Source organism: Streptomyces sp. NPDC006510, from assembly GCF_040611955.1.
Classification (GTDB): domain Bacteria; phylum Actinomycetota; class Actinomycetes; order Streptomycetales; family Streptomycetaceae; genus Streptomyces.
In genome coordinates this window covers 22,194-36,928 of the sequence record NZ_JBEXPH010000082.1, presented here as the reverse complement: position 1 = coordinate 36,928, position 14,735 = coordinate 22,194, and the positions used below count along the sequence as shown (strand labels likewise).

Genomic DNA, 14,735 nt, shown 5'->3' with positions numbered 1-14,735 from the left:
CCGGACTCCCGAGGTCACCATGAAGCTCCGCCGCGCCCTGGCACTCGCCGCCGCCGGTCGACGGGTGGCGCGATGGCCTGACCGGGCCGAACCTCCAGCCGGTCGTTTCGTTGTCGCGGCCGCTGCCCCTCGGGGCGGCGGCCGCGGCGGCTGCGTTTCCCCCCTGATAAGCCGCGGATAAGCCCTGGACCGCACCACACCGCACCGGGCCCCGCCGCTGCTCTCCTTCTTCCCCCCTCCTCTCCTCTCTGCTCCCTCCCCCGCCCTCCTCCTCGACACGCACAATCGAAAGGCACCTTCCCATGGCCGCCCCGCAGTCGACCGGCTCCACCCCCACCCGGACTGCTCCCCGAACCACACTGGGCCGCGCCCTGATGTGGCCCGCCGTGACAGCCGGGCTCGGCGTGGTCCTCATCTACAACTCCTTCGGCACCCCGGTCGACGACAAGGCGCCGGCCCCGCCCGCAGCCGTCTCGTCCGCCGTCCCCGAGATCCTCGGCTCCCATGCCGCGCCCGATCCCGTCACCTCGTCGAAGGCCGCCGTCGGCCCGGCGATGTCGCGTTCCGTCCCCAAGCGGCTGAGCATCCCGGCCATCGGCGTCAACGCACCCTTCACCGACCTGTCCATCGGCCCCACCGGCCAGCTGAACGCGCCGCCGCCCAACGACAGCAACCTGGTCGGCTGGTTCAAGGACGGCGCCACCCCCGGCGAGCGCGGTGCCGCGATCGTGGCGGGTCACGTCGACACGATGACCGGCCCGGCCGTGTTCCTCCAGCTCCAGTACCTCAAGCCCGGCTCCAAGGTCGACATCACCCGCGCGGACGGCTCCGTCGCCACGTTCGAGGTCGACTCCGTCGAGCAGTTCAGCAAGGCGAAGTTTCCGGACGACCGGGTCTACGCCGACACCAACTCCGCCCAGCTGCGCCTGATCACCTGCGGGGGTGCCTACGACAAGACCTCCAAGGACTATCAGGACAACGTGGTGGCCTTCGCCCACCTCGACACCTTCAAGAAGGACTGATCACCGGCACACGGTCGACGGGGTACTACAACCATCCGCCGGACCGAGCGGTCGTACGAGGCGGTACGGAACCTGTGTCCCTACCGCCTCAATCTGTATCCCGGACAACGGAGTTGACCGCCGTGCCTGCTCTCACCCACCGTCGCCGCCTGGCGATCGCAACCGGCATCGTCCTGGTCGCCGGGGCCATCGCGGCACCCGCCGGCCAGGCCGCCACGAAGTCGTCCGCCCCCGCCGCGAGCGCGCCGAGCAGCAAGCGGCTGCACGACGACTTCAACGGCGACGGCTACCCGGACGTCGCCGTGGGCGCCCCCATGGCCGCCCTCGGCAACACGGAGGGCGGCGCGGGTGCCGTGAGCGTTCTCTTCGGCGGCCCCGGCGGCCTGTCCTCCGCCCGCAAGCAGGTGCTGACCTGGCCGGACCGCTCGGGCATCAACAACCCGGGGGACGCCCGCTACGGTACGAACCTGCGCAGCGCCGACCTGAACAACGACGGTTACGCCGATCTCGTCGGCCGTCTCTGGGCGACCATTCCCGACGGCGACCGGGGCACGGTGCTGGCCGTCAACTGGGGTGGCGCGTCCGGCCTTTCGAAGAACGCCACGGTCCTGAAGCCCGTTCCCGGCGACCAGGGCGACGCCACCGGCGACCTGGACGTGGGCGATGTGGACGGTGACGGCATCACCGACATCGCGGTGGGCGACGTACGGCGCGGCGGCCACGTCCTGCACGGTCCGATCGGCCGCACCGGCCAGTGGAGCCGGGTCAGTTCGTTCTCGGTGGACGGCACCGCCGTGCTCGACACCTCGGAGATCGCCGTCGGTGACGTGACCGGCGACGGCGTGGGCGATCTGGTGATCCTCGGCTTCGGTCCGGGCGACCCGTGGGAGCAGCACACGTACCTGCTGAAGGGCAGCCGCACCGGTTTCGCCGCCCCGGTCGAGATCAAGGACGCGGACGGCGCCGGTGTCGGCGGCACCGCCGTGGGCATCGCCGACCTGGACAAGGACGGCCACGGGGACATCGTGATCGGGCGCGGCGACGAATGGTCGCAGGTGGACACCCCGGTGAAGAAGGGCGGCGCGCTCTTCGTCTCATACGGCGGCCCCAAGGGACAGAGCACCGCCCGCAAGCCCGTCTGGATCAACCAGGACACCGAAGGCGTCTCGGGCACGGCCGAGTTCCACGACCAAATGGGCTACAGCCTGGCACTGGGCGACACGAACGGCGACGGCTACCCCGACATCGCCACGGGCCTGCCGAGAGAGCGGATCAACGGCATCTTCGACGCCGGCCGGGTCCTGGTGTTCAAGGGCGGCCCCAAGGGCGTGAGCGGTGCGGGTTCCAAGGAGTTCGGCCAGTACACGGCCGGGGTTCCGGGGGTCGCCGAGGAGGGCGACCAGTTCGGCAAGGCCGTCGCGCTGGGCGACTACGACGGCAAGGGCCGCACGGAGATGGTGGTCGGCGCCCCGACGGAGAACAGCGGCAGGGGCGCCCTGTGGATCTTCGGTACGGACGCCACCGGCGTCGTCGCCAAGGGTTCCGTCTCGTTCGGCGCGGCCACGATCGGTGCCCCGACCGGCCCGTCCCGCTTCAGCGAGACGCTGACGGACTGACGGACTGACGGACTGGAAGCGTGCGGGGGCCGCTCGGCCCCCGCACGTACGCCGTCACACCAGGCGGCCGCCCTTGACCACCGCGACGAACGGCGTCCAGGCGCCGAGGCGGCAAAGACGACGGCCGGACCATTCGGGTTCTTGCTGTCGCGGACGGGGACGCACGCGGTGCAGGAGTCGTTCACTTCGAGGCAGTCGCCGCTGCTGGCGTCGCTGCGGCTGGACTTGCGCCACGCACGCAGGACCGAGGCGTCCGGAACGATGTGCTCAGTGCGCTTCATGCTCGTAGACCTCCGCAGCCGAACGGATGAGGGCCGGGAGTTCCGCGCGTGAGAGCGCATCCCCCGGCGCATGATCCTTCCCGACAGCCCGGCCCGCGTCAGGTACGGACGGCGGGCAGCTTCCCCTCGACCCGTGGGGCGAGTTCGTCGAGGCCCTTGCAGAGATCCTGCTGGGTGGGTTCGACGTCGGAGACACCCAGGAATTCCGACAGCTCCAGCTCGGCGGACGAAGAGCCGTCGATCTCGAAGATCAGCCCGCACTTGACGTCCTTGCCGGGCGTCGTGTCCCGCCAGACCCGGCGGCCGTCGACGGCCGGCCGCTCGGAGATCCTCGCCCCGGAGGCCGAACCGAGGTCCGCCAACTCCTTGTCGGCGGCCCGGTCCTGGAGCGTCAGGACCAGGACGGTGCTCGCGTCCTCGAAGAACTTCGAGCCCTGCCACATGCAGCCGACCGCCGGAGGGGTGAGCGGCGCGGGGTCATGGAGCTCGTACTCGTCGAGTTCGTCCTGGGTGAAGAAGTCGCACGGTTTGATCTGCGCGATACCGGAGGGGCGTGGCGGAGGCGGCGACGGCTCGTCGGACGAGCAGGCGGTGAGTGCGCCGCACGCGGTCATCAACGCGATGCCGGCGACCAGCAGTTCCCGACCCCTCATCCACCCACTCCTCATCGCTCGCGGCATGGAGACGGCTCCACCGTAGCGACTTCTTCGGTGCCGCATCAGGGAGTTGTGCGGGGTGTGCGTGATCAGGCCGCACCAGGACCAGTCCGTACGCCGGCCGCCGGGCCGCGCGTGACCGAGTGCTACAGCCAGCCCTTCTCCCGCGCGATGCGGACCGCCTCCGCGCGGTTGCGGGCCGCCAGTTTCTGGATGGCCATGGAGAGGTAGTTGCGGACCGTCCCCTGGGAGAGGTGGAGGGCGGCCGCGATCTCCGCGTTGGTGGAGCCGTCCGCCGCCACCCGCAGCACGTCGCGTTCGCGGTCGGTGAGCGGGCTCGCCCCGTCTGCGAGGGCCGCTGCCGCGAGCGTGGGGTCGATGACGCGTTCCCCGGCGAGCACCTTCCGTACCGCCGCGGCCAGTTCGGAGGCGGGGGCGTCCTTCACCAGGAAGGCGTCGGCGCCCGATTCCATCGCCCGGCGCAGATAGCCGGGGCGGCCGAAGGTGGTGACGACGACGACCTTCACGGCCGGGAGTTCGCGCCGCAGGACCGCCGCCGCGTCGATGCCCGTCATGCCCGGCATCTCGATGTCCAGGAGCGCCACGTCGACGTCGTGCGCGTGAGCGGCGGACAGCGCCTCGTCCCCGCGGGCGACCTGGGCCACCACCTCGATGTCGGGTTCCAGGCCGAGAAGGGCCGCGAGGGCCTCGCGCACCATGGACTGGTCCTCGGCGAGGAGGAGTCTGATCATGCTCATTCCGTGGATCCTAGGCCGGAATCGAGCGGAACGGTCAGGGCCAGGGTGAAGCCTTTGCCCGAACCCGAACCGGCCTTGCCGGCCGACGTCATCAGCGTGCCGTCGACCGCGGCGAGGCGTTCGCCGATGCCGGTGAGGCCGTTGCCCGGCTTCGTGCCCGAGGGGCCGACGCCGTCGTCCGAGACGGTGAGTTCGAGGACCCTGCCGTCCAGGGTCTGGCGCGGGGCGAGGGTGACCGTGCAGTGGCGGGCCCCGCTGTGGCGCACGACGTTGGTGACGGCCTCCCGCAGCGCCCAGGCGAGCACCTCCTCCGGCTTCTCGGGGAGGTCGTCGGGGGCCTCGGCCGGGACGTCGGCGGTGATGCCCGCGGCGGCGAGTGCGGTGCGGGCGCCCGCGAGTTCACCGGGCAGGGTCGGGCGGCGGTAGCCGGTGACCGCGCTGCGTACGTCGATCAGGGCCTGGCGGCTGACCTGTTCGATGTCCGCGACCTGGGCGGCCGCCTGTTCCGGGTGGCCGGGGAGCATCCGGCCGGCCAGCTCGCTCTTGAGCGTGATCAGGGAGAGTGAGTGGCCGAGCAGGTCGTGCAGATCGCGGGCGAGCCTGAGCCGTTCCTCGTTGGCGGCGAGCTGGGCGACGGTGGCGCGGGCCTCGCGCAGCTCGATCGTCGTACGGATCAGCTGCCGTACGCCGGTCATCGAGAACCCGCCGAGCAGCGCCGGAAAGATCAGCGCGGTGATGACCTCGCGGGGGTGGTCGCCGGTCAGGCCGATGACGACCAGGACCGCCGTGACGACGGGGATGAGCCAACGGGCCGTCCGCAGCGGCAGGGTGGCGCCGACGGAGACCGCCACGTACACGAAGAGGACCAGCCACGCGGTGCCGAGCGTCAGGGTGAGGGTGACGGAGAGGATGCCGAGGAAGGCGATCGCGGAGTGGACGAGACGGCGGTCCAGGGGCTTGGCCGTGTGGCGGAAGACCAGGAGCAGGTAGGCCCCGACGAAGGTCAGCAGGCCGAGCGAGCCGAGCGCCGTCGCCCAGCGGGTGTGGTTGCCGTCGGCCAGATCCTTGACCGGGGCGCTCATGAACGCGAGCCAGATACCGATCCAGAACAGCTTGATCCAGACCTGCCTGCGGTTCGTGGGCGGGCTTCCGACGCCCTCGGACGTCTCGTCGTCGTTCACGCCTTCAGGGTGTCCTTCCGGTAGAGCCAGGCCGCGCCGCCCGCGAAGACCAGGAAGTAGGCGCAGAGGATGGCGACGTCCTCGGTGTGCGGCGAACCGCCCATCTCGATCGCCTGGCCGAGAGAAGCGTAAGCGTGTGTGGGCAGCCACTCGGAGACGTTCTGGAGCCACTGCGGGAAGGTCGCGCTGGGCATCCACAGGCCGCCGAGGATGGAGAGCCCGAAGTAGATGATCATGGTGAGCGGGCGGACCGCGTCCCCACTGGCGAGGTAGCCGATGGCGACCCCGAGCGCGGCGAAGACCAGCGAACCGGCCCAGATGACCCCGGCCAGCGCGAACCACTGCCAGGTCTCCATCCGTACCTGCTTGACGACGGCGGCGACCAGGAAGACCACCACGATGCAGGGCAGCGTGACCATCGCCGCGCTTGCGATCTTCGCCAGGACGTAGCCTCGGCTGGGCAGTGCGGTCAGCCGCAGCTGGCGGACCCAGCCCTTCTCGCGCTCCTTGGCGATGCGTTCGCTGTTGCCCATGAGGACGGCGGTCAGCGCTCCGAAGGAGGCCATCGAGACCATGAAGAAGGCCTGGAAGGTGAGATCGGTGTGCGGGATGCGGCCGGTGGTGTTCTGGGTCCCGGAGATGAGGAGGTAGATCACCGACGGGTAGATGACCGAGAAGAACATGAACTTCTTGTTCCGCAGGGTGCGGGTGACTTCGAGCCTGATCAGGGCCCAGGAGAAGAATTTCAGCATGCGGTCCTGGCCTCCTCGGCCTCGGTGATGGCGACGAAGGCCTGCTCCAGGCCGAGTCCCGCGACTTCGAGCTCGCGCGGGTGGAGGCCGAGTCCGTAGACGGCGTGGACGGTCGCGTCGGCGTCGTGCGACTGGATCCGGACCCGGTTGCCGGTGAGGTCGAGCGTGGCGAGGAACGGCAGGCCGCGCAGGGCCGCTTCGTCGACCGGGCCCTCCAGCTCGAAGGAGATCCGGCGGGCCCCGGCCTTCGCCTTGATCTCGGCGGCGGTGCCGTCGGCGAGCAGCCTGCCCTTGTGGAGGACGAGGACACGGTCGGCGATCGCGTCGGCCTCTTCGAGGTAGTGGGTGGCGAACAGAACGGTACGGCCCTGCTCGGCCTGCTCGCGCATGGTGGCCCAGAAGGCCTGACGGGCGGTGACGTCCATGCCGGTGGTCGGCTCGTCGAGCACGATCAGGTCATTGGCGCCCGCGGTGGCCAGCGCGAAGCGGACGCGCTGTTCCTGGCCGCCGGAGAGCTTGTTGACCATCCGGTCGGCGATCTGCGCGATACCGGCGCGGGACAGCACCTCCGCCGCCGGGAAGGGCCTGGGGTGCAGATCGCAGGCGAGGCCGACCAGTTCCTTGACCGTGACGTCCTCCATCAGGCCGCCGGTCTGCAGCATCGCGCCGACGCGGCCCGCGGCGATGGCGTTCTGCGGGGTCGTGCCGAACACCTGGACCGAACCGGAGTCGGCGGTGCGCAGGCCCAGCAGCAGGTCCAGAGTGGAGGACTTCCCGGCACCGTTGGGGCCGAGCAGCGCCACGGTCTGGCCGGGGTGCAGGTCGAGGGTGAGCCCGTCGACGGCGCGTACCGCTCCGTATGCCTTGCTGACCTGATCGAAGCGGACCGCGGCGGTCTTCGCCCCGGTGGCCTCGGCGGCTGTCGTTGTCATGCGTCCAGCGTGGCGGAGGGCGGGGTGCCCGCGGCAGGGCCGCCGGTCGTGGAAACGGGATGACAGATGTCATGCCGTGCGTATGACGCCGCTGCGGGGGGACAGTTTCCGGATACGGCGCCGCCCCCGGCCGGTGGTCCGGTCGGGGGCGGGCGTGGGATGCGGTTCGCCGCGGCCGGCGGTCAGCCGTTGCCGTTGAGGCTGATGGTGGCGGTCCGCTCGGCAGGGGTCTTCCCGAGCAGCGCGGTCTGCATGGCGTGTGCCACGTCGTCCGCGCTGAGCTGGTGCTTCTTGCCGTCACCCTTGGTGATCATGATGCCGTCGAAGACGCCGTCACAGAGGGTCTCGATGGCCTTCTTGTCGTAGCGCTCGACCAGCCGGCCGTCGACCGGGACCATCGAGAGGATCTGCGGCAGCGACCTGGCCGGGCCGAACTGGATCTGCTTGGCACCCGCCTTGATGGTGACCAGACCGGACATCGCGGGCTTCGCGAACTCCTTCATGGCCCGGTCCAGTTCGGCCTGGCCGATGGTGGGTTCGCGGGTGGTGACGGGCAGTTGGACGACCTTCGTCCGGCCGGTCTGCACCTGGGCGCGGTACGCGTCGCGCACCGAGGTCATCGACTGGTTGACGTCCAGCGTCTGGCCGGACTTCCCGGGTACGGCGACGGCCTTGCCCGGCTCGAACCTGATCGTGCCGTCGTTGGCCGAGCCGGAGGCGCCCGCCAGGTCCGTCAGCGCGACGCCGAGCTTCTCCTCGTCGACCGGGATCACCGGGTCGACGGCGCGCTCGCCACCGAACAGGGAGCCGATGACGGAGACCGGGTTGTAGTCGCTGCCCGCCGCCGAGCGCACGGTTTCCTGGCTGTCCAGGGCGAGCCCGGCCTTGTCCGGCGCGAGCTGGGTCTTCTTGCCGTCCACGGACAGCTGGAGGGGGGCCAGGGCGCGCTTGCCGAGGGCCGCGTCCAGCTTGGCGACGCCCTCCTCCTTCGTGCCGCCGCCGATGTCGACGCCGAGGACTGTGGTGCCCTTGGGGACGTCCGAGTGGTTCATCAGCAGCCCGGCGCCGTACGCGACACCGAGCAGCGCGACGACACCGGCGCCGAGGAGGACCAGCTTGGAGCGGCCCTGCTTCTTCGCGGGCGCGGGTGCGGGCGACGGTGCGGGGCGGGGGGCCGGTGCGGGCGACGCGGCGGAGGGGCCGCCGGGGCCCGCCGGTCCGGTGCCCATCGGGTCGTCCGGGACACGGGACGCCGGATCGGGGTGCCCGCCCGCCGACGCGCCGGGACCGGGGCCGCCCGGGAACAGGGACGGCGACCGGTGCTCCGGCGGAACGACGGGGATGCCGCTGGTGAGCGTGTCACCGGAGACGTTGCCGCCGGGACCGGCGGGGGCCGGGGCCGCGAACTGCGGTGTCAGCACCGCGGTGTCGTCGGACATCCGCGGCGGGCCGCCGGCGGCGCCGGGGCCGGAGCCGCCCGGTCCACCGAGGTTCGGCGTCAGGGACGAAGTGCCGGTGGCCGGGCCCGTGGTGGGTCCGGCGGGGCCGGGGGTGCGTACTCCGAGGTTCGGCGTGGGGCGCGAGCCGCCGGACGCGGGCCCACCGGGGCCGAAGTCGTCGGGGCGGGGTGCACCCTGATCGCCGGTGCGCTGCGGGCCGTCCGAGAAGTACGGCAGATCGGCGCGGGGCGGGGTGGGCGCGGCCCCCCTGGGGCCTTCGGCGCCACCGGGCGTACCGCCACCGGCCGGGCTGCCGGCGGGCTTACCGCCGACGGGCGCACCGCCCGCGGCCACCGAGGTGTTCGTGGGGGGCTTGCGCGGGGCGAACCAGTCGCTGCCGCCCTTCTCCCTGGCCGGCTTCTCGGCAGCCGGTTCCGCGGGCGCGGAATCGGTCCGGGCCTCGGCGGCCGGCGCGGCGTCGGACGCGGCCGGCGCACCGTCCGCCGCGGGCGAACCGGGGCGCGGGATGCTGCCCGTGCGCTCGGCGTCGGCGTTGTCGGAGTCGCCCATGGGCGTACGCATGACAACGGGCGGGATGGGGCGCGAGCCCGGAATGTTGATCCGGATGCGCGTCGTCAGCGTCGTCTCGGTCCTCGGCTCCTCGGACCGGGACGGGTCCGCAGGCTCCGGGGCCCCCTCCGGGGCATCCTGCGAAGGGTGCAGCGACGGATACTGGCGGGATCCGTACGGCGGCGTCCCCGAGGGGTACGCGGCTCCTCCGCGCCCCTGGGGCCCGGAGGACGAACTGTCAGTTTCACGACTCAAAGCAGGTTCTCCCGATTGGCTCCGCCGCCCGTACTTCCCCCATGCCGCAGGCCAGGGGACGGCTCGGCGCGCGAACCACCATACTGGCCGCCGCCGACGGACACCCCGCGACCGGGGGAAACGGCTGTGCGACCACCGAACGGACAAGGGGCATTACGGGATCCGACGTGGCACATTACTTGCCAGGTCGGCCGCTGTCGGCGCCCGGTTGGGGCGACCGCGACATGGTGGCACAGATCACAGCGACGGCCATCCCGCCCAGCATGAAGAGGGTGAGGCCGAGTTCGTCACCGAAGACATAGTCGCCTTCCGGGCGTCCGCCCAGCAGAACGACGATCGAAATCAGCCAGCCCGCAGCGGGTGCCAGGGCGCCGAGCTGGGTACCGAAGACCAGGCGTCCGCCCCAGAAGAGCCCGGCGGCCGCCACCAGTGCGAGCAGCAATCCGGCGGGGAACCAAGCGGCTTGGACGAGCGCCCCGGCGATCCCGACGAGCGCGCCCAGGACGGCGAGGCCCGCATGGGCGGCGATCCGCCCGGGGTTGAGGGGCGCGGCGAGGCCGGTGGCCGCGCCGCCGCCCGAGGGGGACCCGGGGCGCGGTGCGCGCTGCTTGCCGCCGCTCATCGCTCCGCTCCCGCCACGCCCGCGAACAGGTCGTCCTCCCGGGCCCCTCGGGGGGCTCCGGAGTCGCCGCGCACCAACTCGTAGTACTCGGTGGTGAAGACGGGCTGGCCGAGGTCGTTGGAGAGGGCGAAGAAGGGGCCGTCCACGGCGATCTGGGTGGCGTGGGCCCGCATCGCTGCGCTCTTGGCGGCGGCATGGGCCGAGCCGTCGATCTGTGCGGTGATCCTGGAGTCGTCGACCACGCCCGGTACGTCGTCGATGGCGGCGATGCCCGGGAAGGCGTCCGGCGCCGTGTCCCGGAGGCGGGCGAAGCCCTCCTCGGCGACCGTGCGCGGCACCCGGTTCCAGTAGATCTTGGCGACGGCGTGCGGGGCGCCGGACCCGGCGCGGTAGCCGGGATCGGCGGCGAGGTCCGCGGCGCGCATCGCGACGCGGTGCGCCTGGATGTGGTCGGGGTGTCCGTAGCCGCCGTCGGGGTCGTAGGTGACGAGGACCTGCGGGCGCACCGAGCGGATCACCTCCACCAGGTGTCCGGCGGCGTCGTCCACGTCGGCGGCCCAGAAGGCGCCGGGGCGGTGGTTCTGCTCGGCGCCCATCATTCCGGAGTCGCGGAAGCGGCCGGGGCCGCCGAGGAGCCGGTGGTCGGTGACCCCCAGCTCCTTCATCGCCGCGGCGAGTTCGCCCCGGCGGTACGGGCCCAGGGTGTCGTCCCGGTCGGCCGCGAGATGGGCGAGCGAGGGCGGGATGACCTCGCCCTCCTCGCCGAGTGTGCAGGTCACCAGGGTGACCTGGGCACCCTCGGCCGCGTACCTGGCCATGGTGGCGCCGTTGTTGATCGACTCGTCGTCGGGGTGCGCGTGCACCAGGAGGAGACGCCGGGCGGGATGGTCCGTCATGGGGACCACCCTACGAGCCGGGCGCACCGATCACCGCCCGTGCACCTGCCGCCGACGAGCCGACCTCAGAACTTGAGGCTTCCGATCATGCCCGCCACATTCGTGGTCAGGTTCGAGATGCTCGGCGCGATCGACGAGCTGGCGAGATAGAAACCGAGCAGTGCGCAGACCACCGCATGTCCGCCCTTCAGTCCGGATTTCCGGATCAGCAGGAAGACGACGATCGCCAGCAGCACCACCGCCGAAATCGAGAGTGCCACGGCGGTTCACCTCCATCAGTACGGTCGGGACGGGCAGCACACATGGAGCCAGCAGGTTCATACCCACCGAGCGCTACGGATCATAACTATCCGTGCCAACGCATTGATCGGGGCACAGCAGCACGAGGGGCGCACGACCGGGCGGTCGGGGGCTAGGTTCGGCACATGACTTCGCAGCAGATCTCCTTTCCCCGTCAGCACGCCAGGACCATGCGATTCACCCTCGGCGCCCCCCGGTCGTTCACCGTTTCACCCGACGGAGAGCGGGTGATCTTCCTTCGGTCGGGCTCCGGCACGGACCGTTCGGGCCGGCTGTGGGTGCTGGACCTGCCGAAGGACGGGACCCCGAAGGAACGCGTGGTGGCCGATCCCGGGGCCCTGCTGGGCGGTTCGGCGGAGCGGCTGTCGGCGCAGGAGCGGGCCCGGCGCGAGCGCAGCCGCGAGGGGTCCTCGGGGATCGTCGGCTACGCGGTCGACGCGGCGGCGGAGTTGGCCGCCTTCGCGCTCTCCGGGAAGGTGTACGTCGCCGAACTGCGGGCGGGTACGGCGCGAGCGCTGCCGGTTCCGGGCCCGGTGATCGACCCGAGGCCGTCACCGGACGGACGACACATCGCATATGTGTCCAAGGGCGCGCTGCGCGTCGTGGGCGCGGAGGGCGACGGGTACCGGGCGCTCGCCGAGCCGGACGGGGACGATGTCTCGTACGGTCTCGCGGAGTTCATCGCGGCCGAGGAGATGCAGCGTTCGCGGGGCTTCTGGTGGTCGCCCGAGTCGGACCGGCTGCTGGTCGCCCGGGTCGACGAAAGCCCCGTACAGCGGTGGTGGATCGCGGACCCCGCGCATCCGGAGCGCAGGCCCGCCGAGGTCGCCTACCCGGCGGCGGGGACGCCCAACGCCGAGGTGCGGCTCTTCGTGCTGGGCCTGGACGGCGCCCGTACCGAAGTGGTCTGGGACCGGTCGCGCCACCCCTATCTGGCCCAGGTGCACTGGTCGTCGGCCGGGGCGCCGCTGCTGCTGGTGCAGTCCCGCGACCAGCAGAGCCACCTCTTCCTCGCGGTGGACACCGAGACCGGTTCGACGCGGACGGTGCATGCCGACGAGGACCCGGTATGGCTGGAAATCTTCCCCGGTGTACCCGCCTGGGCGCCGGACGGCCGGCTCGTGCGGATCGCCGACGAGGGCGGGGCGCGGGTGCTCGCGGTCGGCGACCGGCTGCTGACCGGAGCGCAGTTGCAGCTCCAGGCGGTGCTGGACATCGGTGAGTCGGACATCCTGGTGTCGGCCTCGGCCGGTGAGGAGGCGGCGGAACCGGAGATCGGCGAGAGCCACGTCTACCGGGTCAACGAGCTGGGCGTCGAGCGGGTCTCCGAGGGTGCCGGGCTGCACTCGGCGGTCCGCGCGGGCGGAGTGACCGTGCTGGTCACCCACTCCCCGGAGCGGCCGGGGGCCCGGGCCGAGGTGTTCCGGGACGGCAAGCGGATCACCACCGTGGCGAGCCATGCCGAGGAGCCGGTGCTCTCCGCCCGGGTGCACCTCACCGAGGGGGGCGCACGGCGAATTCCGTGCGCCGTGCTGCTCCCCGAGGGCTACAACGAGTCGGACGGCCCGCTTCCGGTACTGATGGATCCGTACGGCGGACCGCACGGCCGCCGGGTGGTCGCCGCGCACAATCCGCATCTGACTTCGCAGTGGTTCGCGAACCAGGGCTTCGCCGTCGTGGTCGCGGACGGCCGGGGCACACCGGGGCGTTCACCGGGCTGGGAGAAGGCGGTCAAGAACAACCTGGTGCTCTCCGTGGACGACCAGGTCGAGGCGTTGCAGGCGCTCGCCGGACGGTTCCCGCTGGACCTCGGCAAGGTCGCGATCCGCGGCTGGTCGTTCGGCGGATATCTGGCGGCCCTGGCCGTGACGCGTCGGCCGGATGTCTTCCACGCGGCGGTGGTCGGCGCCCCGGTGACCGACCAGCGGCTGTACGACACCCACTACACCGAGCGCTATCTCGGGGACCCCGCGAAGCAGCCCGAGGTGTACGCGCACAACTCGGTGATCACGGACGAGGGGCTCTCGGAGGCCGCCGACCAGGTGCGGCCGATGTTGATCGTCCACGGTCTCGCGGACGACAACGTGGTGGTCGCGCACACGCTCCGGCTGTCGTCGGCACTGCTCTCCGCCGGGCGCCCGCACGAGGTGCTGCCGCTCAGCGGGGTGACGCACATGACACCGCAGGAGCAGGTGGCGGAGAATCTGCTGCTGCTCCAGGTCGACTTCCTGAAGCGGTCATTGGGGCTGCCCGGCTAGGCCCTGAGCCCTCCCCGTCACCAGCCGGGCGGCGGCTGGGACGGGGGCGGCGGCCCGTAGACGCCGGGCTGCGGATAGCCGTACCCCTGCCCGTAGCCCTGCCCGGGCAGGGCAGGGGGTGCGGCCGGGCCCGGCCGGGCCAGCGCCAGCAGCACCACGGCGCCGGCGAACACCTCGAAGAACCCGGTCAGCACGATGAGCTGGTTCTCGACCGGCAGATCGGCGAAGCGGTCCAGCATCTCGTAGTGCACCGAGCGGGCCACGCCCAGTGCCCCGCCGCCCAGCAGCAGCACGGCGGCGATCAGGCCGAACGGCCGGGCGTGCACGGCACGGAACAGCGCGCTCGTGGCCGCGAACAGGCAGAGCAAAGCCAGGACCGCCATGAACCAGCCGGGCGGCGGGTCGATCAGCTCCTGGAAGACCCGGTCCCCGCCCAGGTACCAGTCGGGGTAGAGGTCGGAAAACCGCATCGCCTGGCGGATCTCCCAGGCGATCGTGACCGCTCCCGCCGCACCGAGGCACAGGAAGGCGATCAAGCCCGCGCCCTGCCCCGGCCGGGCCGGGGTGCCTTCGGAGAAGTCGTGCGGTGCCCGGCGACCGGCCGCCGCGGTGATGATCAGCGCGATGCCCGCCGCGAGCGACACGAAGGCGCAGAGCAGGGCGCGGGTGCGGAGTTCGTCGGCGAACCGGGCATCCATCCGGGACTCGCCGATGTTCCAGAGTCCGGGGAGCCGCACCGCGAGCGTGATCACTCCGGTGGCGACGAGCGCGGCGCCGGCCACCGAGGACCGCAGGGACGCGACGGCGGCGACGGCGTACACCACGAGCAGCACCACGTCGTACGCCGAGGTGGCCGGGGACAGCGGCATCCGCGCGTCGTAGTAGCCGGCCCAGTGGCGCCACAGCCGCCCGGTGTCGTCGGCCGCACTGATGTCCCGTACGAGCCAGCCCGCGACGATCACCGCGAGCACGGCGCAGAGAACGGCACCGGTGACCCTTGCCCCCCGAGTGAGTATCACCCGAGCGATACTCCACCGTCCCTGTCCGCCGGACAAGGGGTTCGCCGGCGTGGTGCTCGAACGGGCAACCGGCCGGGAGGACTTGACGGCCTCCCGGCCGGTACACGGCACCCGCACGGCCGTACGCCGACCATGCTGGCCGGTTCGTATATCGGGTGTGAGACGGCGGAGTTGCCCA

General features: G+C 71.8%; 13 protein-coding genes and 1 pseudogene. 3 read left to right on the top strand and 11 right to left on the bottom strand.

Features of this window, described 5'->3' with window-relative positions; genetic code table 11:
- Window positions 1-302: 302 nt before the first annotated feature.
- A complete protein-coding gene (locus tag ABZY11_RS23805) occupies window positions 303-1,022 on the top strand; it encodes a class F sortase (RefSeq protein ID WP_356481091.1) in 720 nt (239 codons plus the stop codon).
- Between the two features lie 122 nt (window positions 1,023-1,144).
- Entirely contained in the window at window positions 1,145-2,638 is a 1,494-nt protein-coding gene (locus ABZY11_RS23800; protein WP_356481090.1) for a VCBS repeat-containing protein, read from the top strand.
- Window positions 2,639-2,799: 161 nt separating this feature from the next.
- Here the strand turns inward: ABZY11_RS23800 and ABZY11_RS23795 are convergent.
- The 10 genes and pseudogenes from ABZY11_RS23795 to ABZY11_RS23750 all read right to left on the bottom strand — a co-directional run.
- Window positions 2,800-2,919: pseudogene (locus ABZY11_RS23795) on the bottom strand (DUF397 domain-containing protein); the annotation flags it as partial.
- A 98-nt stretch (window positions 2,920-3,017) separates the two neighbouring features.
- Window positions 3,018-3,572 carry a DUF3558 family protein gene (locus ABZY11_RS23790; RefSeq protein WP_356481089.1) on the bottom strand — a complete coding sequence of 185 codons (555 nt, stop codon included), beginning with the start codon at window positions 3,570-3,572 and terminating at the stop codon, window positions 3,018-3,020.
- A 149-nt stretch (window positions 3,573-3,721) separates the two neighbouring features.
- Window positions 3,722-4,333: a response regulator transcription factor gene (locus ABZY11_RS23785; protein WP_356481088.1), complete on the bottom strand. Its 612-nt coding sequence runs from the start codon at window positions 4,331-4,333 to the stop codon at window positions 3,722-3,724.
- Complete coding sequence (locus tag ABZY11_RS23780) at window positions 4,330-5,514, bottom strand: sensor histidine kinase (RefSeq protein ID WP_356481087.1); 1,185 nt, start codon at window positions 5,512-5,514, stop codon at window positions 4,330-4,332. Before ABZY11_RS23780 ends, ABZY11_RS23785 begins: the two co-directional genes overlap by 4 nt.
- Window positions 5,511-6,266: an ABC transporter permease gene (locus ABZY11_RS23775; protein WP_356481086.1), complete on the bottom strand. Its 756-nt coding sequence runs from the start codon at window positions 6,264-6,266 to the stop codon at window positions 5,511-5,513. Before ABZY11_RS23775 ends, ABZY11_RS23780 begins: the two co-directional genes overlap by 4 nt.
- Entirely contained in the window at window positions 6,260-7,198 is a 939-nt protein-coding gene (locus ABZY11_RS23770) for an ABC transporter ATP-binding protein (RefSeq protein ID WP_356481085.1), read from the bottom strand. The genes ABZY11_RS23775 and ABZY11_RS23770 overlap by 7 nt, the downstream gene beginning before the upstream one ends.
- A 182-nt stretch (window positions 7,199-7,380) precedes the next feature.
- Window positions 7,381-9,462, bottom strand: coding sequence for a hypothetical protein (locus tag ABZY11_RS23765; RefSeq protein ID WP_356481084.1), 2,082 nt, complete (start codon window positions 9,460-9,462; stop codon window positions 7,381-7,383).
- 175 nt (window positions 9,463-9,637) lie between these two features.
- Window positions 9,638-10,084, bottom strand: coding sequence for a DUF6113 family protein (locus ABZY11_RS23760; protein WP_356481083.1), 447 nt, complete (start codon window positions 10,082-10,084; stop codon window positions 9,638-9,640).
- Window positions 10,081-10,980: an N-acetyl-1-D-myo-inositol-2-amino-2-deoxy-alpha-D-glucopyranoside deacetylase gene (gene mshB / locus ABZY11_RS23755; protein ID WP_356481082.1), complete on the bottom strand. Its 900-nt coding sequence runs from the start codon at window positions 10,978-10,980 to the stop codon at window positions 10,081-10,083. The genes ABZY11_RS23760 and mshB overlap by 4 nt, the downstream gene beginning before the upstream one ends.
- A gap of 65 nt (window positions 10,981-11,045) precedes the next feature.
- Window positions 11,046-11,240, bottom strand: coding sequence for a hypothetical protein (locus ABZY11_RS23750; RefSeq protein ID WP_093896879.1), 195 nt, complete (start codon window positions 11,238-11,240; stop codon window positions 11,046-11,048).
- Window positions 11,241-11,405: 165 nt separating this feature from the next.
- On the opposite strand from ABZY11_RS23750, the gene ABZY11_RS23745 reads away from it, so the two are divergent.
- The gene (locus tag ABZY11_RS23745) at window positions 11,406-13,538 is read left to right on the top strand and encodes a prolyl oligopeptidase family serine peptidase (RefSeq protein ID WP_356481081.1); all 2,133 of its coding nucleotides are present in this window, start codon (window positions 11,406-11,408) and stop codon (window positions 13,536-13,538) included.
- Window positions 13,539-13,555: 17 nt separating this feature from the next.
- Here ABZY11_RS23745 and ABZY11_RS23740 read toward each other — a convergent pair whose 3' ends face one another.
- Window positions 13,556-14,557: a hypothetical protein gene (locus tag ABZY11_RS23740; protein WP_356481080.1), complete on the bottom strand. Its 1,002-nt coding sequence runs from the start codon at window positions 14,555-14,557 to the stop codon at window positions 13,556-13,558.
- Between the last annotated feature and the right edge of the window lie 178 nt (window positions 14,558-14,735).

What these genes read in the sequence shown, in the direction of transcription:
- ABZY11_RS23805 (WP_356481091.1), top strand. Translation starts at nt 303, where the DNA reads ATGGCCGCCCCGCAGTCGACCGGCTCCACCCCCACCCGGACTGCTCCC.
- ABZY11_RS23790 (WP_356481089.1), bottom strand. Translation starts at nt 3,572, where the DNA reads ATGAGGGGTCGGGAACTGCTGGTCGCCGGCATCGCGTTGATGACCGCG.
- ABZY11_RS23785 (WP_356481088.1), bottom strand. Translation starts at nt 4,333, where the DNA reads ATGAGCATGATCAGACTCCTCCTCGCCGAGGACCAGTCCATGGTGCGC.
- ABZY11_RS23775 (WP_356481086.1), bottom strand. Translation starts at nt 6,266, where the DNA reads ATGCTGAAATTCTTCTCCTGGGCCCTGATCAGGCTCGAAGTCACCCGC.
- ABZY11_RS23770 (WP_356481085.1), bottom strand. Translation starts at nt 7,198, where the DNA reads ATGACAACGACAGCCGCCGAGGCCACCGGGGCGAAGACCGCCGCGGTC.
- ABZY11_RS23760 (WP_356481083.1), bottom strand. Translation starts at nt 10,084, where the DNA reads ATGAGCGGCGGCAAGCAGCGCGCACCGCGCCCCGGGTCCCCCTCGGGC.
- mshB (WP_356481082.1), bottom strand. Translation starts at nt 10,980, where the DNA reads ATGACGGACCATCCCGCCCGGCGTCTCCTCCTGGTGCACGCGCACCCC.
- ABZY11_RS23745 (WP_356481081.1), top strand. Translation starts at nt 11,406, where the DNA reads ATGACTTCGCAGCAGATCTCCTTTCCCCGTCAGCACGCCAGGACCATG.